Genomic DNA, 21253 nt, shown 5'->3' with positions numbered 1-21253 from the left:
CGAGTGGAAAAAGTTTTCGATCGTAGTTAATTTAATTATATTTATAAGAAATAATTTGAAAAAAAAAGTATACATAATAGGTTCAGGATTCTCTTCTTTGTCGGCATCATGTTATTTAGCCAAGGCTGGGTATGAAGTAACTGTGTTAGAAAAAAATGCTACTATTGGTGGGAGAGCAAGACAATTATTGAGAGAAGGGTTTACTTTTGATATAGGTCCTACCTGGTATTGGATGCCAGATGTTTTTGAAAAGTTTTTCGGAGATTTTGGTAAAAAGCCATCAGGTTACTACGAGCTGGAAAGATTGAGTCCTGCTTATGAAGTGTACTTTGGAGAAAAAGATTCAATAGTAATTCCAGGAACATTAGATGAGATTTATGAGGTTTTTGAAAAAGAAGAAAAAGGAAGTTCAAAACACCTGAAATCTTTTTTAAAATCGGCAAAATATAATTATGATGTTTCTATAAACGATCTGGTGTATAAACCAGGGATTTCTCCTTTAGAGCTGGTTACTCCCGTTACTATGGGGAAAATATTTCAGTTTTTTTCTACTATTCGACACGAGGTAAGAAAGAAAATTAAAAGTAAAAAACTTATTCAAATTTTAGAATTTCCAGTGTTGTTTCTGGGGGCAAAACCAAGTAACACTCCAGCGTTTTACAATTTTATGAATTATGCCGATTTCGGCTTAGGTACATGGCATCCAAAAGGAGGAATGTATAAAGTAATTGAGGCTATGAATACCCTAGCTACGAGCTTAGGTGTGAAATTTCAAACTAATGCAAATGTTGAAGAAATTGTAGTAAACGATAGAGGCGAAACAGTTGGAGTTGCGGTTGATGGAAAATTAATGGAATCTGATGTAGTGTTAAGTGGAGCAGATTATCATCATACAGAAACTTTATTGCCTAAATATCTAAGACAATATTCAGAAAGTTATTGGGATAAAAAAACATTTGCACCATCATCATTACTCTTTTATGTAGGGTTTGATAAGAAATTAAAAAATGTATGTCATCACACATTATTTTTTGACACAGATTTTGATGTGCATGCAAAAACAATATATGATGTTCCCAGTTGGCCTAAAGAACCTCTGTTTTATGCGAGCTTTCCCTCAATTACAGATGGTTCTTTTGCGCCAAACGGAAAAGAAGCTGCTACTTTTTTAATACCATTAGCACCTGGTATAGAAGATACTCCAGAGCTAAGAGAGCGCTATTTCGATGTTATAATAGACAGGTTAGAAAGATTAACAAATCAATCAGTAAAAGAACATGTATTGTTTAAAGAAAGCTTTTGTGTAAATGACTTTGTTAAGGAATACAACTCTTACAAAGGCAATGCATACGGATTGGCAAACATTTTAACACAAACAGCATTTTTAAGACCTAAGATAAAAAGTAAAAAAGTAAAGAATTTATTTTTTACAGGACAATTAACGGTGCCAGGACCAGGAGTTCCTCCGTCTTTAATTTCAGGAAAAATAGCTTCAGATTTAATTTTAAAAACGTACAAAGATGAAACAATTGTTTGATGAGGTTTCTTACGCATGTAGTAAGTTGGTAACTCAAAAATATAGTACTTCATTTTCGTTAGCCACGAAGATGTTATCACCAAAAATACGTACAGATATTTATAATATTTACGGTTTTGTACGCTTTGCAGATGAAATAGTAGATTCTTTTCATCAGTACGATAAGGAACAATTATTATTAAAGTTTGAAAGAGACTATTACGAATCTAAGAATAGAGGAATTAGTTTAAACCCTATTTTAAACTCGTTTATACACACTGTAAACAAGTACAAAATTTCTGATGAGTTGGTACAGGCGTTTTTGAAAAGTATGAAAGCCGATTTGTGCAAAACAGTATATACAACTACAGAAGAATACAATGCTTATATCTATGGGTCAGCAGACGTTGTAGGTTTAATGTGTTTAAAGGTTTTTGTAAATGGAAATCAGCAAAAATATGAGGAACTAAAAGAGCCTGCAATGCGTTTAGGGTCAGCATTTCAAAAAGTAAATTTTTTAAGAGACTTAAAAGAAGATTTTAACGAATTGAATAGGTCTTATTTTCCAAATATCAATTTTGGAGATTTAAGTGCAGAAGGAAAAAATGCAATTATTAAAGAAATAGAAGATGATTTTGATGTTGCTTACAAAAACGGAATTTTAAAGTTACCTGTTGAGGCAAAATTTGGAGTGTATATGGCATACAGGTATTACAAAAAACTATTAAAAAAGCTAAAAAATACACCTTCAACAAAAATTATGGATACTAGAATTCGAATTTCAAACCCTATGAAAATTAATCTTCTAGCAAGAAGTTATGTAAGGTATAAATTGAATTTAATATGATAAAAAGTGGTATCTTAGGAGTACTGTTTTTTATGTCGATTATAGGTTTCAATAATGCACCTAATTTTGTTATAGAATACCATGAATTAGCTACTAAAGAAGCAGAGTTGTCTTACATAAAAAAATATAAAAACAGTAAAGAAGTAAGTATACAAGCCTATGTAGTTTCTTTACAAATGAAACAGGCAAAATATAAAACAATGCCTTGGAGTAAACTAAAAGTTTTTAACACAAATAAAAACAAATTAGAAGAGTTGATTTTAAAGAACCCTAGCAATGTCCATCTAAGGTATATAAGGTTAGTAATACAAGAAAATACACCAGGTATTTTAGGGTATACATCTTCTATTAAAAAAGACAAGCAGTTTTTAAAAGAAGTGCTTCAAAAAAAAGACAGTGTAAGTTATTTACACACATATATAATTAACAATACATCATTATGAATATAGCAATTTACATAGCAGTAACTACACTAACGTTTATTGTTATGGAAGGGGTTACTTGGTGCACACACAAATATGTAATGCACGGTTTTGGTTGGTATTTGCATGAAGATCACCATCAACCGGGATATCCGCATGTTTTTGAAAAAAACGATGCTTTTTTTGTGGTCTTTGCAATTCCTAGTATCCTATTGTTCTACTTCGGAATTCGACCAGAGTTAAACTTTTTGTTTTTTATAGGATTAGGTATTCTGTTGTATGGTCTTGCTTACTTTTTAGTGCATGATGTATTAATTCATAGAAGGTTTAAGTGGTTTGATAAAACGAATAACCAATACTTAAAAGGATTGCGAAAAGCACATAAAATTCATCACAAACATTTGGGAAAACACGACGGAGAATGTTTCGGGATGTTGTTTGTACCCTTTAAATATTTTAATAAAAGACAGTGAGTCAGTATTTATATTTAATATTAAATCTAGGCAGTTTAAGTATTCCGCTATTGTATAGTGTTTTTGAAAAAAAACTACACTTTATACAATATTTCAAACAAGCAGCGCTTAGTATTTTGTTAGTTGCCTTGTTTTTTTTAATCTGGGACAGTTGGTTTACGCAAATGGGAGTATGGGGATTTAATCCTGACTATCATTTATCACTAAAGTTACTGAATATGCCCATAGAAGAATGGATGTTTTTCTTTTGTATCCCGTATGCGTGTTTGTTTACACATGAAGCATTGAAGTTTTTATTTCCAAAGTTTAAAATGTCAAAATCCGCGACAGTAATCATAAGCTTTTTCCTCATTGTTTTAGTGAGTTTATTGTTGATTTTTAACTTCGGAAAGTGGTATACCACAGTAAATTTTGTACTGTTTTTACTATTGTTAGGCTATGCGTTAAAGAATCACTTGAGTACACTGCAAGAATACTACCCTAGTTTCTTAGTGATATTAATTCCTTTTCTACTAGTCAACGGAATTTTAACAGGAAGCTTTATAGAAGAACCAGTGGTTTGGTACAATAACGCAGAGAATTTGGATTTTAGAATTTTCACTATACCATTTGAAGATATTTTTTATGCATTTACCCTGCTGTTTTCAATACAGTTAATCTTCAATTATTTAAAAAGAAAGAAACTTGAAAGAAAATAAATACATACGATTTTTAATATTCTTAATAGCTAATTTTTCAGCATTAGCTATTGGTGCTTGGTTAATGAATGAAGGACCAAGAACAGATTGGTACTTGTCTTTAAACAAAGCTCCATGGACACCAGCGGGTTGGGTTTTTGGAGTGGCTTGGACAACTATTATGGTGTTGTTTGCTATATACATGACGAAAGTGAGTTTTCAGTATGAGTTTTTAAATAAAAAAGTACTCATTTTGTATATAGATCAGTGGATTTTAAACGTAAGCTGGAACTATATTTTCTTTAATCAACATCTAACAAAACTAGGCTTAGTTGTAATCGCATTATTATGGTTACTTATTGGTTATCTCACTTTTGAGTATGTGAAAAAAGTAAAGTGGTATACCTTATTTATACTTCCGTATTTAATATGGATGACGATTGCAACCAGTCTCAACGCATATATTGTATTAAATAATTAAACTATGGCAAAAAAAAAGAACATAACACAAGAAAAAATAATAGAATGGTACATGAATACGGTACTATTATCAGGTCAACCGAATTCAATATTTTCTTTTGCGAAAGAAAATAACTTTGAAGAAGCAGAATTTTATAAACACTTTTCAAGCTTTGAAAGCTTAGAAAAAGCTGTTTTTGGAATTTTCGCTAAAGAAACCATTCATTTACTACACAAAACAGAAGCTTATAAAGACTATTCACCAAAAGATAAATTACTGAGCTTTTATTTTACTTTTTTTGAATTGTTGACAGTAAACAGGTCGTATGTGTTGGTGCAGTTAAAAAGAATAAAAACAGATTTTTCGAAATTAAAAGTACTGCAAGAACTGCGTACTGAGTTTATTCATTTTGTAAATGAAATAAGCCTTGAAAAAATTGATTTTAAAAATGATAAAATCAATAAAATTCAAGATAAAACCATTGCAGAAGGATATTGGATGCAGCTATTGCTCATTCTAAGATTTTGGGTAGAAGACGAGTCGCTAAACTTTGAGAAAACAGATCTTTTTATAGAGAAGTCAGTAAAGGCTAGTTTTGATATTCAACAAATAGCACCTGTAAAAAGTGTGATTGATTTAGCGAAATTTTTGTGGAAAGAAAAATCACCAATGAGATGAAAACCCTAAACAGAATACCTACGTCAAAAATAGAACGAGCTACCAAGTTGGTTTCAACAGGAGTAAAAGTTGGTGTAAATTATGCTAAATACTACGGAAATAAAATTACCAAATCAGAAGAGGAAGCAAAAAAACAGCTCAATGAAGATAATGCTACTGATATTTACGATGGATTAAAAGAATTAAAAGGATCAGCATTAAAAGTAGCACAAATGCTAAGCATGGAAAAGAATATTTTACCCAATGCTTATGTAGAAAAATTCTCATTATCACAGTTTTCGGTTCCGCCATTATCAGGACCTTTAGTGACAAAAACATTTAAAAAATACTTCAACAAAACACCGAACGAAGTTTTTGATACGTTTACAGCAGAATCAGTAAATGCAGCAAGTATAGGACAAGTTCATAAAGCCACTAAAGATGGAAAAGAACTAGCTGTAAAAATCCAATATCCTGGAGTTGCTGATAGTATTTCAACCGATTTAGCAATGGTGAAACCTATTGCGATGAAAATGTTTAACATTAAGGGAGAAGGTTCAGATGAGTATTTTAAAGAAGTTGAAGAAAAGCTTTTGGAAGAAACTAATTACGAATTAGAACTTGCACAGAGTAATGAAATAGCTAATGCTTGTAAACATATTCCAAACTTAAAATTCCCAAAATACTATACAGACTTGTCATCAGATAGAATTTTAACGATGGATTGGATGGATGGAGTTCATCTGTCAGAGTTTACTAAAAATGAGCAGCCTGAAGATATTGCAAATAAACTAGGACAAGCTTTGTGGGACTTTTACATGTATCAAATGCACAAACTAAAAAAAGTGCATGCAGATCCGCATCCCGGGAATTTTTTAGTATCCAAATCAAATGAATTGATTGTTATAGATTTTGGATGTATGAAAGAAGTTCCTGAAAGTTTTTATGTGCCTTATTTCGAACTAGCAAAAAGAGAAAATATAGATAATCCAGCTTTTTTTGAAAGTAAACTCTATGAGTTAGAAATCTTAAGAAAAGACGATACACCTGAAGAAATAACCTTTTTTAAAGCATTGTTTTATGAAATGTTATCACTTTTTACACAACCTTTTCAGCAAGAAGAATTTGATTTTTCAGATGAGGAGTTCTTCGGAAAAATAGCAGATTTGGGTCAGAAATATGCCAAGAGTACCGAGCTTAAAAAGATGAATGGAAATAGAGGTTCAAAACACTTTATTTATATCAACCGAACATTTTTTGGTTTGTATAACCTAATGCACGATTTAAAAGCAAACAAGGTAAAAATCAATAATTTTAATACGATATAATGCACATTACACGTCAACAAATAGACGAGTTTCCTCATCTGTATAAAATAAATTTGATGAATAGCATTTCTGGTTATAAACCAGCAAACCTTATTGCAACAAAATCATTTGATAACATAACCAATGTTGCAGTTTTTAGTTCGGTGGTGCATTATGGTTCAAGTCCAGCAATTTTAGGGTTTGTATTACGTCCTACAACCGTTGTTAGGAATACGTATAACAATATAAAAGAAACAGGGTATTATACAATCAACGCTATTAATGAAGCAATAATTGAGGAAGCGCATCATACTTCGGCTAAATATCCTTCAGAAATTTCAGAATTTGATAAAACAACACTTTCGGAAGAATTTAAAAATAACTTCCATGCTCCATTTGTAGCAGAGTCACCCTTACAAATAGGAATGAAGTTTTTAGAAGAGCATCATATAAAAGCTAACGGAACTATTTTAGTGTTAGGTGAAGTAACAGATTTGTATTTTAAGGACTCTATGTTGTCAGAAGATGGTTTTTTAAATCTATCCGAAGAAAAAATAGCAGCCATTAATGGATTAGACACTTATATGGTTGCAGAAAATTATACAAGATTATCATATCAAAGACCAAAGGAATGAAAATCTTAGTTACAGGCACAACAGGTTATATAGGGAAACGATTAATTGTTAGGTTACTGGAAAGTAATCATCAGTTAGTTTGTTGTGTTCGTGATTTAGATAGAATACCAGATGAGTTTGAAAACAATCCGAATGTTACTTTTATAAAAGTTGATTTTTTAAATATAGAAAATACAAGTTTTCCAAAAGATATTGATGCAGCGTATTATTTAATACACTCGATGGCTACAACATCAGAAAACTTTAAAAACTTAGAGTTAACCTGTGCAGAGAACTTTAAAAGTTTGATAGAACTCACCAACTGCAAACAAGTGGTGTACTTAAGTGGAATTGTAAATGATAACTCATTATCTAAACATTTACAGTCAAGATACGAAGTAGAAAAAAAGCTGCAATCAAACAGTTATGCATTAACAACCTTTAGAGCAGGAATTATTGTAGGAAGCGGAAGTGCTTCTTTTGAAATTATAAGAGATATCGTAGAAAAACTTCCAGTAATGGTAACTCCTAAATGGCTAAAAACAAAAACTCAACCTATTGCGATTAGAGACGTATTAGCTTTTTTAGAAAATAGTTTACAGGTTAAAGAAACCCACAATAAATCTTTTGATATCTGCGGTCCTGAAATATTAACCTATAAAGAAATGTTATTGCAGTTTGCTGAGGTAAGAGGTTTTAAAAGATATATTTACACACTCCCAGTTTTAACACCAAAGCTGTCTTCCTATTGGTTGTATTTTGTAACATCAACCTCTTTTAATCTAGCACAAGCCTTAGTAGATAGTATGAAGGTTGAAGTAATTGCAAAACCAAGCAACATTAATACGTTACTTAATGTAATGCCAATAACCTATAAAGAAGCGGTAGCATTAGCTTTTCAAAAAATAGAACAAAATGAAGTAATTTCTAGTTGGAAAGATGCTATGAGTAGTGGTGTTTTTCATGATCAACTAGCAAAGCATATTCAAATACCTCAATACGGATGTTTTAAAGATATTAGAGTTAGAGAAGTACAAAATGAAACAGAGACACTATATAAAATTTGGAGTATAGGAGGAGAAACAGGATGGTATAAATTCAATTTTCTTTGGAAGATAAGAGGATATGTAGATAAACTTTTTGGAGGTGTAGGTTTAAGAAGAGGAAGAAGGCACCCAACAGAATTAGAACCAGGAGACCCGCTTGATTTTTGGAGAGTCTTATTAGCAGATAAAAAAAGTAAACGGTTGATTTTATTTGCTGAAATGAAACTACCTGGAGAAGCATGGTTAGAGTTTGAAATAGTAAAAGACAAATTATATCAAAGAGCAGTTTTTAGACCTAAAGGAATTTGGGGAAGAATGTACTGGTATGCCGTTTTACCTTTTCACGCATTTGTATTTAAAGGAATGATTAATCATTTGGTAAAAGCGTAAGTATGAAAACAATTGTAGTAGTAGGAGGGAGTAGTGGTATAGGAAAAGCTATTATTAATAAATTAAAAGATTCACATATCATTATAAATATTAGTAGAACAGTACCTGAAACTCATGAAAATATAAAACATTATACATGTGATGTTACCAAAGATGAACTTCCAGAATTAGAAGAAGTTCATGGATTAGTTTATTGCCCAGGAAGTATCAACCTAAAATCCTTTTCAAGATTAAAATTAGAAGACTTTCAATCTGATTTTGAAATAAACGTAATAGGAGCAATTAAAACTTTAAAAGCTTACGAAAGCTCGTTAGCAAAAAATAACGGAAGCGTTGTGTTGTTTAGTACTGTAGCTTCGTTTTTAGGAATGCCTTTTCATGCAAGTATTGCAACAAGTAAATCGGCAATAGAAGGACTTACAAAATCGCTAGCGGCAGAATATGCAACTAAAATCCGATTCAATGCAATTGCTCCTACGGTAACAGATACACCTTTAGCAGCTCGTTTATTACGAAATGAAAAACAACAAGAAAGTTTACAAAATAGACATCCGTTAAAAAAATATTTAAAAGCAGAAGAAGTAGCAGGGGTAGCTACCTTTTTACTTTCAGACGCAGCTGCGTCAATGACAGGACAAATAATTCCCATTGATGCTGGAATTGTAAGTGTAAAAATGTAGAAAATGAAATGGTTTTTAATTCTAAGTTTTCTTATGTGTTTGAATGATGAAATTATAATTTTTGACAAAGATAACAACACACAAAAGTGGTATATCACTAACGATACTGTAATGGGCGGTGTTTCTAATTCATCCGTTAAGATTAATGATGAAGGGAATCTTGTTTTCTCAGGAAGAGTTTCAACTGAGAATAATGGTGGATTTGCTATGACGAGAATGCCAACAGCCATAAATTTAAACAAACACTCAAAGGTTGTATTAAGAGTAAAAGGAGATGATAAGCAATATCAATTACGATTAAAGTCAGACGAATCTCAACGTTATTCTTATGTGCAAGCATTCAGAACCAATACACAAGAACAAGAAATTGTATTACCACTAAAAGGGTTTTATCCTGCTTTTAGAGGTAGAAAGTTAAACTTTGGTAATTTTTCTGCTAACCAAATAAAAGAAGTAGCAGTTTTAATAGGAAATAAAAAAGACGAAGACTTTTTGTTAGAAATCATAAAAATAGCAATTCAATAAAATGAACATAGTAAAAATATTCTTAATCATGGCATTATTTAGTTTTTCAGGCAAAGCACAAACCGTGGAGCCTAAAGAATCGTTATACGATATAAAAATTGAAGGTATTAATGGAGATAATCTAGATCTTCATCAATTCAAAGGAAAGAAAATATTATTTGTAAATGTAGCATCAAAATGTGGTTTTACAAATCAGTATGAAGGTTTACAAGAACTGTACTCAAAACATAAAGATAAGTTAGTAATTGTAGGTTTACCATGTAACCAGTTTGGAGGACAAGAACCAGGAACAATAAAAGAAATTCAATCGTTTTGTAGTGTAACCTATGGAGTAGATTTTCCTATGACAGAAAAAATTGAGGTTAAAGGAGAAAATCAACACCCGTTATATCAATGGTTAACAGAAAAAGAGAAAAATGGAAAAATGAGTTCTTCAGTAAAATGGAATTTTCAAAAATATTTGGTAGATGAAGAAGGAAGGTTAGTTGATGTTTTTTATTCAATCACAAAGCCAATGAGCAAGAAAATCACCAAACTGTTATAATGATTCATTTCAAAAAACATTCGGGTATTTATACCTTATCCACTGAGCAAACATTAAACGTTCCATTAGAAAAAGCGTGGGACTTTTTCAGTGCTCCAGAAAATTTGCAAAAAATAACCCCTTCACATATGGGGTTTCAAATTACTTCTGAGGTTAATAAAAAAGCGTATGCGGGACAAATTATCACTTACAAAGTAGGAATCCTGCCTGGGGTAAAATCAAATTGGGTAACAGAAATTACTCAAGTAAAAGAACAACAGTTTTTTATAGATGAACAGCGATTTGGTCCTTATGCAATGTGGCATCATGAGCATTGGTTTGAAGAGTTGCCAGAAGGAAAAACGTTAATGAAAGACAAAATTTCATACAAAATACCTTTTGGTTTTTTAGGGCATATCGCCCAATCAATCTTTATAAAAAGGCAGTTAAAAGGAATTTTTAAACACCGTTATAGTACGTTAGAAAAATTATTTAATGGAAGATAAAGTATCGATTTTTTGGTTTCGTCGAGATTTACGTTTAGAAGATAACAAAGGACTACATGAAGCGCTACAATCAGGAAATAAAGTAGTTCCGTTATTTATTTTTGATGAAGATATTTTAGAAAACCTTCCTAAGAATGATGCGCGAGTAACTTTTATTTACGAAACCTTACAAAACCTAGATGAGGAGCTGAAAAAGCATCAATCATCTCTCTTAGTTAAAAAAGGAAAACCGTTAGCAATTTGGAAAAAACTAACAGAAGAATATACAATTGAAGCAGTTTATACAAATAAAGATTATGAACCTTATGCAATTAAAAGAGATAAGGAAGTAGCCGACTTTTTAGCATCAAAAGGAATAAGATTTAATGCTTTTAAAGATCAAGTAATTTTTGAAGAAAACGAAGTTGTAAAGAATGATGGAACTCCGTACACAGTTTTTACTCCCTATAAAAACAAATGGTTACAAAACTTCTCTGAAAAGAAAGATATACAGGACTTTGTGATAGATTTTACTGATTTTTATCAGTTTTCATCTGAATTTCCATTATTAGCTTTCATAGGTTTTGAAAAAAGTACGATTAAAGTAAAACCATACAACCTATCTAATTTAGAGGAATATGATGAGGTGAGAGATTTTCCTGCTGAAGATAAAACTTCATACTTGTCACCATACCTGCGTTTCGGATTGGTAAGTACTCGAAAAATGGTCCGTTTTGCTTTAAAAACCAACCAAACTTTTTTAAGTGAGCTGATTTGGCGTGAGTTTTTCATGCAGATTTTATATCATTTTCCGAAAGTAGTTACTCAAAACTTCAAACAAAAGTATGACGCTGTTCCTTGGAGAAATAATGAAGAAGAATTTAAAAAATGGTGTGAAGGTAAAACAGGGTATCCAATGGTTGATGCAGGCATGCGAGAGTTAAATAAAACTGGATACATGCACAACAGAGTACGTATGATAACCGCTGGGTTTTTATGCAAACATTTATTGATTGATTGGCGTTGGGGAGAAGCTTACTTTGCAGAAAAGCTGTTGGATTATGACCTGTCAGCAAATAACGGAAATTGGCAATGGGCAGCAGGTACGGGTTGCGATGCAGCTCCGTATTTTAGAGTATTCAATCCAGAATCTCAATTAAAAAAGTTTGATAAAGATTTACAGTATGTTAGAAAATGGGTAAAAGACTTTGATGAGCTAACCTACCCACAACCTATGGTAGAACATAAATTAGCTAGAGAACGAGCGATAAGTACGTATAAAAAAGCACTAGAATAAAAAAAAGGTTCAGAATTTTCTGAACCTTTTTTAGTATGTATTAAGCGATATAATCTTTAGCTCTCTCTAATGCCTTTGGAATTCCACCAGGGTTTTTACCACCAGCAGTTGCAAAGAAATTTTGTCCACCACCACCACCGTGGATTAGTTTTCCTAATTCTCTAACAACTTTACCAGCATCATAGCCTTTTTCATTAGCTAACTCTTTAGAAATATAACAAGTTAACATAGCCTTTTCAGCAGAAGGAGCAGTGGCAAATACCACAAATAAATTGTTAATTTCTCCACCTAACTCAAATAATAAGTTTTTAATACTGTTAGGATCTAAATCTACTTTTGTTGCTAAAAACTGAACTCCATTTACTTCTTGTAATTGGTTTTTAAGTTCGCCTTTCATGTTTTTAGCTTTATCTTTTAATAGTTGCTCAACTTGCTTTTTTAAAGCAGCATTTTCATCTTGTAAACTACTCACAGATTTAGCAACATCTTTAGGGTTTTTCAATAATTGTTTTACAGCATCGTAGTTACGCTCAACATCTTCAAAGTAATCACCAACAGCAACATTGGTAATTGCTTCGATTCTTCTAATTCCTGCAGCAACAGCACCTTCCGATTTTATTTTGAAATACCAAATATCACCAGTTTGTTGTACGTGCGTACCTCCACATAATTCCATTGATTGTCCAAAACGAATGGTACGAACACTATCACCATATTTTTCACCAAATAAAGCTACAGCACCTTCGTCAATAGCTTGTTGCATTGGGATATTTCTTTGCTCTTGTAATGGAAGGTTTTCACGAATACGAGCGTTTACAAACTCTTCAACAGCCTCTAGTTGATCATTGTCTACTTTAGAGAAGTGAGAAAAGTCAAAACGTAAATAATCAGGACTAACCAACGAACCTTTTTGTTCTACATGGTCTCCTAAAATAGTACGTAACGCTTGGTGTAATAAGTGGGTAGCCGAGTGGTTACTAGCCGCTAAACTTCTATGTTCTTTATTTACAACAGCTTTAAAAGTTTCGTGTAAGTTTTTAGGTAAATTCTTTGTGAAATGAATGATAACATTGTTCTCTTTTTTGGTATCAAGCACATAAATAATATCACCATTAGGAGATTCAATATATCCTTTGTCACCAACCTGTCCACCACCTTCTGGATAAAAAGGAGTCATGTTGAATACCAGTTGATATTGGTCACCTCCTTTTTTGGTACTAACTTTTCTGTAGCGAGTTAGTTTTACATTAGTGGTTAATATGTCGTAACCGATAAACTCTTCAACATCATCATCTAATAAAGTAACCCAATCACCCGTTTCACTAGCAGAAGCTGCACGAGAACGTTCTTTTTGAGCTTTCATACCAGCATTAAATTCCTCTTCATTAATTTCATACCCCTTTTCACGAGCAATTAACTGTGTTAAATCAAGAGGGAATCCGTAAGTGTCATATAATTCAAAAGCACGTTTACCAGAAACAGTTTTACCATTAGTGGTTGCAATAACTTGATCTAATAATAATAATCCTTGATCTAATGTACGTAAGAAAGAAGTTTCTTCTTCCTTAATAACATTGTGTACTAAAGTATTTTGTTTTCTAATTTCAGGGAATGCGCCTCCCATTTGGTATGCTAAAGTTTCTACTAACTTATAAATAAAAGGCTCTTTTTGGTTTAAGAAAGTAAATCCGTAACGAATAGCACGACGTAAAATACGACGAATTACATAACCAGCACCATTATTACTTGGTAATTGACCATCTGCAATCGCAAAAGCAACAGCACGAACGTGGTCGGCAATTACACGAATAGCAATGTCAATTTTTTCATCTTTTCCGTACTTAGCACCAGTAATTGTTTCAACTTCACGAATTAAAGGAGTAAATACGTCAGTATCGTAGTTAGATTGAACACCTTGTAACACCATACATAAACGTTCAAATCCCATACCAGTATCGATATGTTTCGCAGGAAGTTCAACTAAAGAACCATCAGCTTTACGATTGTATTGCATGAATACCAAGTTCCAGATTTCAACAACCTGAGGGTGATCTTCGTTTACTAACGATTTCCCATCAACTTTAGCCTTTTCTTCAGCAGAACGAATATCTACATGGATTTCAGAACACGGACCACAAGGACCTTGCTCACCCATTTCCCAGAAGTTATCTTTTTTGTTACCCATTAAGATACGATCTTCAGCAATGTATTGTTTCCAAATATCGTATGCCTCTTGATCCATTTTTGTACCGTCCTTTTCATCACCTTCAAAAACAGTTACGTATAAAATGTCTTTATCTACTTTGTAAACTTCAGTTAATAATTCCCAAGCCCAAGCAATAGCTTCTTTCTTAAAATAATCACCAAAACTCCAGTTACCTAGCATCTCAAACATGGTGTGGTGGTAAGTATCGTAACCAACCTCTTCCAAATCGTTGTGCTTACCAGAAACACGTAAACATTTTTGGCTATCAGAAACCCTACCATTTTTAGGAGTTGAGTTTCCTAAGAAAAACTCTTTAAATGGTACCATACCAGCGTTGGTAAACATTAAAGTAGGATCGTTCTTTAACACCATAGGTGCTGAAGGAACAATTTCGTGTTGTTTTGATTTAAAAAAATCTAAAAATTTAGCTCTAATATCTTGAGATTTCATACAACTCTGGGTATCTGGATTTTGTTAAAATATGTTTAAAAAACTGCTTGTAAAAAGAAGTTTTAAAAGATTTTGTAAATTTGTGAGTTTTCAAATTGTACATCCCCTCTAAGGATGCTTAATTTAAAAAGCACAAAAATAGTACATTTAGCATTATGGCAAAAGTAAAATATTATTATGACCCAGACACTTTATCATATAGAAAGATAGAGGTTAAAAGAAGTGAAAAATATAAGAAAACTATCTTGGGGCTACTTAGTTTTTTATTGATTGCTTTTTTCGGTTTTATAGGTTTTAGCCAGTTTTTAATGTCTCCAAAAGAGCGTGCTCAGAAGAGAGAGTTAGAAAACTTAAAATTACATTACGAGTTACTTTCTAAAAAAATGGAAGAGAGTGCTGAAATTTTAACCGATTTACAAGAAAGAGATAACAATATTTATAGAACCTATTTTGAGGCAAGTCCAATTCCTGAAGAGCAACGAAAAGCAGGTTTTGGTGGTGTAAATAGGTACAAACACTTAGATGGTTTTGATAATAGTTCAATGGTAAAGAAAGTAACTAAGGAGTTAGATATTTTATCAAAGCAAATGGTAGTACAATCAAAATCGTTAGATGAAATTGTTGAGCTAGCCAAAGAAAAAGAAAAAATGTTAGCATCAATACCAGCAATTCAACCTGTAAAAAATCAAGATTTAAAAAGAATGGCATCAGGTTATGGTATGCGTTTACACCCTATATTAAAGTCGTGGCGTATGCATAACGGAATGGATTTTACTGCACCAACGGGTACTCCAATTTTTGCGTCAGGAAATGGTATTGTAAAAAAAGCACATAGAAGTTCTACTTTTGGTAAAGTGGTTTATATAGATCACGGATACGGGTATGAAACCATTTATGCTCACATGAGTAAAATTTTAGCTAAAAGAGGACAAAAAGTAAAACGTGGTGATTTAATAGGCTATGTTGGGAATACTGGTCGTTCGGCAGCACCACACTTACATTACGAAGTGCATAAAAATGGTAGACCTGTAAACCCTATTTACTATTACTACGGAGATTTAACTCCAGAAGAGTTTGCAGCTATGCAAAAAGCTTCACAACAAAAAGGTCAGTCGTATGACTAAACACGTAACAAGCTGTGAAAAATGTATGTAGACTTACCCAATAAACGATATTATAAAATAGGAGAAGTTGCTAAAGCTTTTGGGGTGAATAGTTCACTTATACGATTTTGGGATAAAGAGTTTGAAATCATCAATCCTAAAAAAAATGCCAAAGGCGATCGATTGTTTACACAAGAAGACGTAAAAAACTTTAAAATTATTTACAACCTTGTAAAAGAAAGAGGTTTTACATTAGATGGTGCAAAACAAAAGCTAAAGAAAAACCCAGAGGGAGTCTTAAATAATCAGGAAATTATTAGTAGATTAGAAACTGTAAAAGCAGAATTAATAAAAATCAAAAATCAATTATAATTACAAAAAATCAAAAATTATGAAAAAATGGTTAGTGCCTTTAATTATTATAGGAGTTCTAGTATTTGGAATTTATTCATGGGCAAAAGGGTTTTATAATACAGCCGTAACATACCAAGAAGATGCTAAAACTACATGGTCTAATGTAGAAAGTTCTTACCAACGAAGAAACGATTTAATTGGTAACTTAGTAAAGACTGTACAAGGAGCAGCCGATTTTGAAAAAAGTACGTTAACAGACGTAATTAATGCAAGAGCAAAAGCAACTTCAGTAAATATTAATGCAGGAGATTTAACGCCAGAAAAAATGGCACAATTTCAACAAGCACAAACAGGGTTAAGTGGAGCTTTATCTAAGTTATTAGTGTCTGTAGAGCGCTATCCAGATATCAAAGCAAACAAAAACTTCTTAGAATTACAAAGTCAGTTAGAAGGAACAGAAAATAGAATTAATGTAGCACGTGATCGTTACAATGAAAGCGTTAATAAGTATAACAAGCATATTAAAATGTTCCCAGGAAACATGCTAGCAGGTATGTTCAATTTAACGGAAATGACACGTTACAAATCAGATGCAGGTTCAGAGAATGCTCCTGATGTAGATTTTAAATTCTAAAAATATATGTCTAAAGTAGAAGATTTTCTTACTGCAAAAGAAGAAGAGGAAATCGTTCAGGCTATTAGAGAAGCAGAACGAAATACTTCTGGTGAAATTCGTGTACATATAGAGAGAACTACTGAGAGTTCTCACTACGACCGAGCGCTAGAAGTATTTCAAATGCTTAAAATGTTCAATACTCAGCAACGAAACGGTGTGTTGTTGTACATTGCTGTTGACGATCATAAATTTGTAATTTATGGTGATGAAGGTATAAACAAGGTAGTTCCAGAAAACTTTTGGGAAACAACCAAAGAAGCCATCCAAAATCAGTTTAAACAAGGAAACTTTAAACAAGGAATTATAGATGGTGTGCTAAAAGCAGGAAAAGAATTACAAGCTCACTTTCCATGGACTACAGATGATGAAGATGAGCTGAGCAACGAAATTTCAAAAGGCTAAAACCTTCATAGAAGGAAGAAATATGATAAAAAATATAACGTCATTATATAAAAGAACAAACAAGTTACAGAAGGTAAAAGTTGTTCTTTTTTTTATTGCATTTTTATGTGGACACACCCTTTTTTCACAAGGGTTTAAAATTCCTGAGACGCCTAAGTTTCAAACAAGTGTTTACGATTATATCAACCTTTTATCACCCAATCAAAAGAAAAGCTTAGAAAACAAGCTGATTAAGTATGCTGATACTACTTCAACTCAAGTAGTGGTAGCAATTATAAGCTCAACCCAAGGAGAAGAAATAGGCTATTTAGCTACCAATTGGGCGCATGAATGGGGAATAGGAGGAAGTAAAGAGCAGGATAACGGAGTGTTCGTGTTATTAGCAAAAGACGATCGTAAAGTAACGATACGAACAGGTTATGGAACCGAGCACCTATTAACCGATTATGTTTCTAGACAAATTATAGAGTACGACATTATTCCTTACTTTAAACAAGGTGACTATTACGCTGGGTTAAACAGTGGAGTAGATGCTGTTTTTAAAGTAATGAGTGGTGAATACAAAGGTTCTAGAAAACAATCTAAAAAAACAGACTTTAGCTTTATTATCTTTATCATCATTCTAGTAGTATTCTTTATCATTATTTCAAGCGGAAGTAGAGGAAACCGTGGAGGAGGAAGAGGTTATAGAAAATCGGATGTAGCAAGAGGTATTTTAGAAACCATTATTTTAAGCAACGCAGGTAGAGGCGGTTTTGGTGGAGGAAGTTTCGGTGGAGGATCGTCAGGAGGCTTTGGAGGCGGAGGCGGCTTCGGCGGAGGTTTCGGAGGCGGAGGCTTTGGTGGTGGTGGGGCCACAGGAGGCTGGTAGTAACTTCATTTATTTGGTAAAGGTTAGTTAACGTTAAAGCAACGTTGAAATAGTACTTATGCAGGAAAATTAAATGACCCCTACGTATGAAGACTAACATTAAAAGAAGAAGCTTTTTAAGAAACTCATTATTAGCAACTGGAGGACTACTTTTAGTTCCTAACTTTATTAGTTGTAAAAATGATGATATTAATGAACTACCTATTCCAGATAACTTAGCAGAGAAAAACTTTGAGCAAGGAGTTGCTAGTTTTGACCCCACAAACTCACAAGTTATTATCTGGACTCGTTATAACACCAAACAAACTTCAGCAACCTTAATTTGGCAACTCGCAAAAGATAAAAACTTTAAAGAGGTTGTTCGTCAAGCAGAAGTAACTACCGATGCTTCAAGAGATTTTACCGTAGCTGTTGAAATTAAAGACTTAGATGCAGGGCAAAAATTATACTACCGTTTTGTAAGTGTTGACGATAAAGCAACGTCACCAGTAGGAGAAACCCTAACGTTTAGCGAATCAATTAGTGAAGTAAAATTAGCAGTTGCATCTTGTGCAAACTTTGCTTACGGTTACTTTAATGTATATGAAGAGATAAAAAAATCTGATGCAGATGTTGTCATCCATCTAGGAGATTATATCTATGAATATGGCGAAAAAACTTACGGTTCGTTTAGAACACCTGAGCCTAAAGGAGAAATTATTTCGTTAGATGATTATCGTACACGTTACCGTCAATACCGTTCAGATGAACAATTAAAAGAACTGCACAGAACTAAACCTTTTATTTGTGTCTGGGACGATCATGAAGTAGCAAATGATACTTACAAAGACGGAGCTGAAAATCATCAAGAAGATGAAGGAAGCTTTACTTCAAGAAAACAAAGTGCATTAAAAGCATACAGCGAATACTTACCTAACATGACGAATCTTGTAGATAATTCAATTATTTACAGAAACTTGAAAATTGGAAGTCTGGTAGATTTAATTATGCTAGATACCCGTATTGTAGGGAGAGATAAGCAGTTAAAATATTCAGCATTTTATAATGAAAAAGGAGAGTTTGATGCAGCGGCTTTTCAGCAAGCATGGTTAAACCCGCAACGTACACTTTTAGGAACTACCCAATTAGGATGGTTAGAAAGTGAACTAGCGGCTAGCAATAGTACATGGCAAATTATAGGACAGCAAGTTTTAATGGGTAAAATGTTAATTCCTGCTGAACTACTAACACTTTTAGCAAAACTATTGGCAGAAGTATCTGCTACAGGATCAGCAAGTGAAGAAACGTTTAATTTGCTTAAAACTTCTATTACAGAGTTAGTAACCATTAAAACAAGAGCTTTACAAAACGACCCTACGTTAACAGCAGAAGAGAAAGCAAGAATAGAAACGGTACTACCATATAACTTAGATGCTTGGGATGGTTATTTTATGGAAAGAGAACGCATTTTAGCAAGCTTTAAAAGTAAAAATGTAGTGGTGCTAGCAGGAGATACTCACAATTCGTGGTATAGCGATTTAAAAAATAATTCAGGAGAAAAAGTAGCAGTAGAGGTAGCTACAAGTTCAGTGTCATCACCAGGATTAGAAACCTATTTAGGAGCATCTGCAACAGATTTAGAAGCTGCATTAGGCTTGTTGATAGACGATTTGCAATACAGTAATTTTTCTCAAAGAGGATATATGAAACTTACAGTAACAGCAGCAGGTATACAAACAGACTGGAACTTTGTTGATACTGTTACCAACAAAACCTACTCAAATAGTATAGGAAAAACTGTAACCTTATAATTACATAACCTGTTGTGCATTTTTGAAGTTTTTAGCCGAAAGAATGTCTGTTCGAGTGATTTTCGATAGAAAATCGTATCGAGAACAACAATCTAAGTTGTAAAATTTTATTCTCGATACTAATTTTACGGGTTTTTACCCGCAAAATTCACTCGAATTGACAAATTTTACTCAAAATGTACAACGTTTACATAGAATTACCGATACATTAAAAGGCTCCTGAGTTATTCAGGAGCCTTTTTTGTATGCTATAAAAGAAATACAAAATCAACTAATGTTATGCTTCTTCAGTAGCAGGAGTACTAGACTTAGACCTGTTATCTACTACCAAATTATATTGCTTAGCCAACACATCAATCTCATTAAGTAAGGTTGGGTAGGCTTCATTTTCTGAAAGTGTTGCATGCGCTTCAATATGTAATACAAGTTTTCTGTAAGTAAGCGAAGCTTCAGTACGCAACTCTTGAATATTGTTTTCTGGTGAAGCCGCTGTTTCACCTACACGCTCAATATACTTGGCAGAAAACTCTGTATTGGCATTTTTTAATTCAGCAACCCAAGTAGCTATATCAAGCAAAGAAATAGCCTGAATAAGCTCAGGTTCAGTTTCAAAATCTTTACTAATACTATCTAAAATAGCGGTTTGTTCTTGGTAACTTTTACGAGCTATATCAGTGCCATAAGTATTTATTGTAGCAAGTAGTGCTTTGGCGGCACTTATTGTAGCTTCGTTAAAATGATTAGTATAAGCACTCACAAGTGTTCTAATTCCTGTAATAGCTTTATCTCTTCTAGTGTCAAGAGCTATTATTTCTTGTGTTAAGCTGCTTCCTTGTACTTGTTGATATAAAGAATCAATACGATTAACAATGGTTGTTAATTCGTTAGTGGGGTTTGTCAATGCTAACGCATCAACGTCTTGTAAGTTTACAAGTTGTAGAATATCTTTCATGTATTGTAGATATTCACCGTTACGATACCGGTTTAAATACGGACTGTTCATAAGCTAATTTTTTAAATTAATATTAAATATTTGTAGAAAGTGATTTGGTAACTTTCATAGCATTAGCAATTTAAGAGTATAAAACTTTTTAAAAAAGTTAACAATTGTTAAAGTTTGCCTACTAAGTAGGTTGTGAAGATACTTGTGGAGAATTTTGTTATTTAAAGGAACGTTCAGCGAGCTTCGCTGATGGTTTCGTTGCGTTGAGGATTGTTCAGCGAGCTTCGCTGATGGTTTCGTTGTGTTGAGGATTGTTCAGCGAACTTCGCTGATGGTTTCATTGTGTTGAGGAACGTTCAGCGAGTTTCGTTGATGGTTTCGTTGTGTTGAGGAACGCTCAGCGAGCTTCGCTGATGGTTTCTATGAAAAAATGTATAAAAAGCCTTTTTTTGATAGTTAAAATACAGATAACCGTACAATTGACGTACTAAAAGTAAGTCAGTGACTTACTAAAAGTAGGTCACTGACTTACCTGTTTC

The 21253-nt window shown here is 32.9% G+C and carries 23 protein-coding genes; 21 read left to right on the top strand and 2 right to left on the bottom strand.

Annotation, left to right across the window (positions count from 1 at the left end; genetic code table 11):
• Positions 1 to 55: 55 nt before the first annotated feature.
• The 15 genes from D6T69_RS00320 to D6T69_RS00250 are packed head-to-tail and all read left to right on the top strand — an operon-like array spanning position 56 to position 11919.
• A complete protein-coding gene (locus D6T69_RS00320; protein WP_125065915.1) occupies positions 56 to 1537 on the top strand; it encodes a phytoene desaturase family protein in 1482 nt (493 codons plus the stop codon).
• Positions 1521 to 2363 carry a phytoene/squalene synthase family protein gene (locus tag D6T69_RS00315; RefSeq protein ID WP_125065914.1) on the top strand — a complete coding sequence of 281 codons (843 nt, stop codon included), beginning with the start codon at positions 1521 to 1523 and terminating at the stop codon, positions 2361 to 2363. Before D6T69_RS00320 ends, D6T69_RS00315 begins: the two co-directional genes overlap by 17 nt.
• Positions 2360 to 2806 carry a hypothetical protein gene (locus D6T69_RS00310; protein ID WP_125065913.1) on the top strand — a complete coding sequence of 149 codons (447 nt, stop codon included), beginning with the start codon at positions 2360 to 2362 and terminating at the stop codon, positions 2804 to 2806. The genes D6T69_RS00315 and D6T69_RS00310 overlap by 4 nt, the downstream gene beginning before the upstream one ends.
• The gene (locus D6T69_RS00305) at positions 2803 to 3258 is read left to right on the top strand and encodes a sterol desaturase family protein (protein WP_206197826.1); all 456 of its coding nucleotides are present in this window, start codon (positions 2803 to 2805) and stop codon (positions 3256 to 3258) included. Before D6T69_RS00310 ends, D6T69_RS00305 begins: the two co-directional genes overlap by 4 nt.
• Entirely contained in the window at positions 3255 to 3956 is a 702-nt protein-coding gene (locus tag D6T69_RS00300) for a lycopene cyclase domain-containing protein (RefSeq protein ID WP_164506664.1), read from the top strand. The genes D6T69_RS00305 and D6T69_RS00300 overlap by 4 nt, the downstream gene beginning before the upstream one ends.
• Positions 3943 to 4416, top strand: a complete 474-nt coding sequence (locus tag D6T69_RS00295) for a TspO/MBR family protein (protein ID WP_125065911.1) — start codon at positions 3943 to 3945, stop codon at positions 4414 to 4416. The genes D6T69_RS00300 and D6T69_RS00295 overlap by 14 nt, the downstream gene beginning before the upstream one ends.
• Positions 4417 to 4419: 3 nt before the next feature.
• Positions 4420 to 5073: a TetR family transcriptional regulator C-terminal domain-containing protein gene (locus D6T69_RS00290; protein ID WP_125065910.1), complete on the top strand. Its 654-nt coding sequence runs from the start codon at positions 4420 to 4422 to the stop codon at positions 5071 to 5073.
• Positions 5070 to 6380, top strand: a complete 1311-nt coding sequence (locus D6T69_RS00285; RefSeq protein WP_125065909.1) for an ABC1 kinase family protein — start codon at positions 5070 to 5072, stop codon at positions 6378 to 6380. Before D6T69_RS00290 ends, D6T69_RS00285 begins: the two co-directional genes overlap by 4 nt.
• Positions 6381 to 6436: 56 nt before the next feature.
• Positions 6437 to 6994, top strand: coding sequence for a flavin reductase family protein (locus D6T69_RS00280; protein ID WP_240628336.1), 558 nt, complete (start codon positions 6437 to 6439; stop codon positions 6992 to 6994).
• On the top strand, positions 6991 to 8409 hold the full coding sequence (locus D6T69_RS00275) for an SDR family oxidoreductase (RefSeq protein WP_125065907.1): 1419 nt from the start codon (positions 6991 to 6993) through the stop codon (positions 8407 to 8409). The genes D6T69_RS00280 and D6T69_RS00275 overlap by 4 nt, the downstream gene beginning before the upstream one ends.
• Before the next feature lie 2 nt (positions 8410 to 8411).
• Entirely contained in the window at positions 8412 to 9089 is a 678-nt protein-coding gene (locus D6T69_RS00270) for an SDR family NAD(P)-dependent oxidoreductase (RefSeq protein ID WP_125065906.1), read from the top strand.
• 3 nt (positions 9090 to 9092) lie between these two features.
• Positions 9093 to 9614, top strand: a complete 522-nt coding sequence (locus D6T69_RS00265; protein WP_125065905.1) for a CIA30 family protein — start codon at positions 9093 to 9095, stop codon at positions 9612 to 9614.
• Between the two features lies 1 nt (position 9615).
• Complete coding sequence (locus D6T69_RS00260; protein WP_206197825.1) at positions 9616 to 10158, top strand: glutathione peroxidase; 543 nt, start codon at positions 9616 to 9618, stop codon at positions 10156 to 10158.
• The gene (locus D6T69_RS00255; protein WP_125065904.1) at positions 10158 to 10643 is read left to right on the top strand and encodes an SRPBCC family protein; all 486 of its coding nucleotides are present in this window, start codon (positions 10158 to 10160) and stop codon (positions 10641 to 10643) included. Before D6T69_RS00260 ends, D6T69_RS00255 begins: the two co-directional genes overlap by 1 nt.
• Entirely contained in the window at positions 10633 to 11919 is a 1287-nt protein-coding gene (locus D6T69_RS00250) for a cryptochrome/photolyase family protein (RefSeq protein ID WP_125065903.1), read from the top strand. The genes D6T69_RS00255 and D6T69_RS00250 overlap by 11 nt, the downstream gene beginning before the upstream one ends.
• Before the next feature lie 40 nt (positions 11920 to 11959).
• Here D6T69_RS00250 and alaS read toward each other — a convergent pair whose 3' ends face one another.
• A complete protein-coding gene (gene alaS / locus D6T69_RS00245) occupies positions 11960 to 14575 on the bottom strand; it encodes an alanine--tRNA ligase (protein ID WP_125065902.1) in 2616 nt (871 codons plus the stop codon).
• Positions 14576 to 14730: 155 nt separating this feature from the next.
• Here alaS and D6T69_RS00240 point away from each other — a divergent pair, with 155 nt between their 5' ends.
• The 6 genes from D6T69_RS00240 (at position 14731) to D6T69_RS00215 (ending at position 19771) form a co-directional block, all read left to right on the top strand.
• Positions 14731 to 15699: a M23 family metallopeptidase gene (locus tag D6T69_RS00240; protein WP_125065901.1), complete on the top strand. Its 969-nt coding sequence runs from the start codon at positions 14731 to 14733 to the stop codon at positions 15697 to 15699.
• Between the two features lie 21 nt (positions 15700 to 15720).
• Entirely contained in the window at positions 15721 to 16050 is a 330-nt protein-coding gene (locus tag D6T69_RS00235; RefSeq protein WP_125065900.1) for a MerR family transcriptional regulator, read from the top strand.
• Between the two features lie 19 nt (positions 16051 to 16069).
• Positions 16070 to 16666 (top strand): LemA family protein, encoded by a 597-nt coding sequence (locus D6T69_RS00230; protein WP_125065899.1) that lies wholly within the window; start codon positions 16070 to 16072, stop codon positions 16664 to 16666.
• 6 nt (positions 16667 to 16672) lie between these two features.
• The gene (locus D6T69_RS00225) at positions 16673 to 17110 is read left to right on the top strand and encodes a TPM domain-containing protein (protein WP_125065898.1); all 438 of its coding nucleotides are present in this window, start codon (positions 16673 to 16675) and stop codon (positions 17108 to 17110) included.
• 22 nt (positions 17111 to 17132) lie between these two features.
• The gene (locus tag D6T69_RS00220; protein ID WP_125065897.1) at positions 17133 to 17981 is read left to right on the top strand and encodes a TPM domain-containing protein; all 849 of its coding nucleotides are present in this window, start codon (positions 17133 to 17135) and stop codon (positions 17979 to 17981) included.
• An 86-nt stretch (positions 17982 to 18067) separates the two neighbouring features.
• Positions 18068 to 19771, top strand: a complete 1704-nt coding sequence (locus D6T69_RS00215) for an alkaline phosphatase D family protein (RefSeq protein ID WP_125065896.1) — start codon at positions 18068 to 18070, stop codon at positions 19769 to 19771.
• 277 nt (positions 19772 to 20048) lie between these two features.
• Here the strand turns inward: D6T69_RS00215 and D6T69_RS00210 are convergent, their stop codons facing one another.
• On the bottom strand, positions 20049 to 20723 hold the full coding sequence (locus D6T69_RS00210; RefSeq protein ID WP_125065895.1) for a DUF6261 family protein: 675 nt from the start codon (positions 20721 to 20723) through the stop codon (positions 20049 to 20051).
• Positions 20724 to 21253: the final 530 nt, after the last annotated feature.

Source organism: Tenacibaculum singaporense, assembly GCF_003867015.1.
GTDB lineage: Bacteria > Bacteroidota > Bacteroidia > Flavobacteriales > Flavobacteriaceae > Polaribacter > Polaribacter singaporensis.
The sequence above is the reverse complement of the archived record's forward strand: the minus strand, read 5'-3'. Positions and strand labels throughout refer to the sequence as shown.

Bases quoted from the DNA above. Each gene is read 5' to 3' on its own strand.
- D6T69_RS00315 (WP_125065914.1), top strand. From the start codon at position 1,521: ATGAAACAATTGTTTGATGAGGTTTCTTACGCATGTAGTAAGTTGGTA.
- D6T69_RS00310 (WP_125065913.1), top strand. From the start codon at position 2,360: ATGATAAAAAGTGGTATCTTAGGAGTACTGTTTTTTATGTCGATTATA.
- D6T69_RS00305 (WP_206197826.1), top strand. From the start codon at position 2,803: ATGAATATAGCAATTTACATAGCAGTAACTACACTAACGTTTATTGTT.
- D6T69_RS00290 (WP_125065910.1), top strand. From the start codon at position 4,420: ATGGCAAAAAAAAAGAACATAACACAAGAAAAAATAATAGAATGGTAC.
- D6T69_RS00285 (WP_125065909.1), top strand. From the start codon at position 5,070: ATGAAAACCCTAAACAGAATACCTACGTCAAAAATAGAACGAGCTACC.
- D6T69_RS00280 (WP_240628336.1), top strand. From the start codon at position 6,437: ATGAATAGCATTTCTGGTTATAAACCAGCAAACCTTATTGCAACAAAA.
- D6T69_RS00275 (WP_125065907.1), top strand. From the start codon at position 6,991: ATGAAAATCTTAGTTACAGGCACAACAGGTTATATAGGGAAACGATTA.
- D6T69_RS00270 (WP_125065906.1), top strand. From the start codon at position 8,412: ATGAAAACAATTGTAGTAGTAGGAGGGAGTAGTGGTATAGGAAAAGCT.
- D6T69_RS00265 (WP_125065905.1), top strand. From the start codon at position 9,093: ATGAAATGGTTTTTAATTCTAAGTTTTCTTATGTGTTTGAATGATGAA.
- D6T69_RS00260 (WP_206197825.1), top strand. From the start codon at position 9,616: ATGAACATAGTAAAAATATTCTTAATCATGGCATTATTTAGTTTTTCA.
- D6T69_RS00255 (WP_125065904.1), top strand. From the start codon at position 10,158: ATGATTCATTTCAAAAAACATTCGGGTATTTATACCTTATCCACTGAG.
- D6T69_RS00250 (WP_125065903.1), top strand. From the start codon at position 10,633: ATGGAAGATAAAGTATCGATTTTTTGGTTTCGTCGAGATTTACGTTTA.
- alaS (WP_125065902.1), bottom strand. From the start codon at position 14,575: ATGAAATCTCAAGATATTAGAGCTAAATTTTTAGATTTTTTTAAATCA.
- D6T69_RS00240 (WP_125065901.1), top strand. From the start codon at position 14,731: ATGGCAAAAGTAAAATATTATTATGACCCAGACACTTTATCATATAGA.
- D6T69_RS00235 (WP_125065900.1), top strand. From the start codon at position 15,721: ATGTATGTAGACTTACCCAATAAACGATATTATAAAATAGGAGAAGTT.
- D6T69_RS00230 (WP_125065899.1), top strand. From the start codon at position 16,070: ATGAAAAAATGGTTAGTGCCTTTAATTATTATAGGAGTTCTAGTATTT.
- D6T69_RS00225 (WP_125065898.1), top strand. From the start codon at position 16,673: ATGTCTAAAGTAGAAGATTTTCTTACTGCAAAAGAAGAAGAGGAAATC.
- D6T69_RS00220 (WP_125065897.1), top strand. From the start codon at position 17,133: ATGATAAAAAATATAACGTCATTATATAAAAGAACAAACAAGTTACAG.
- D6T69_RS00215 (WP_125065896.1), top strand. From the start codon at position 18,068: ATGAAGACTAACATTAAAAGAAGAAGCTTTTTAAGAAACTCATTATTA.
- D6T69_RS00210 (WP_125065895.1), bottom strand. From the start codon at position 20,723: ATGAAAGATATTCTACAACTTGTAAACTTACAAGACGTTGATGCGTTA.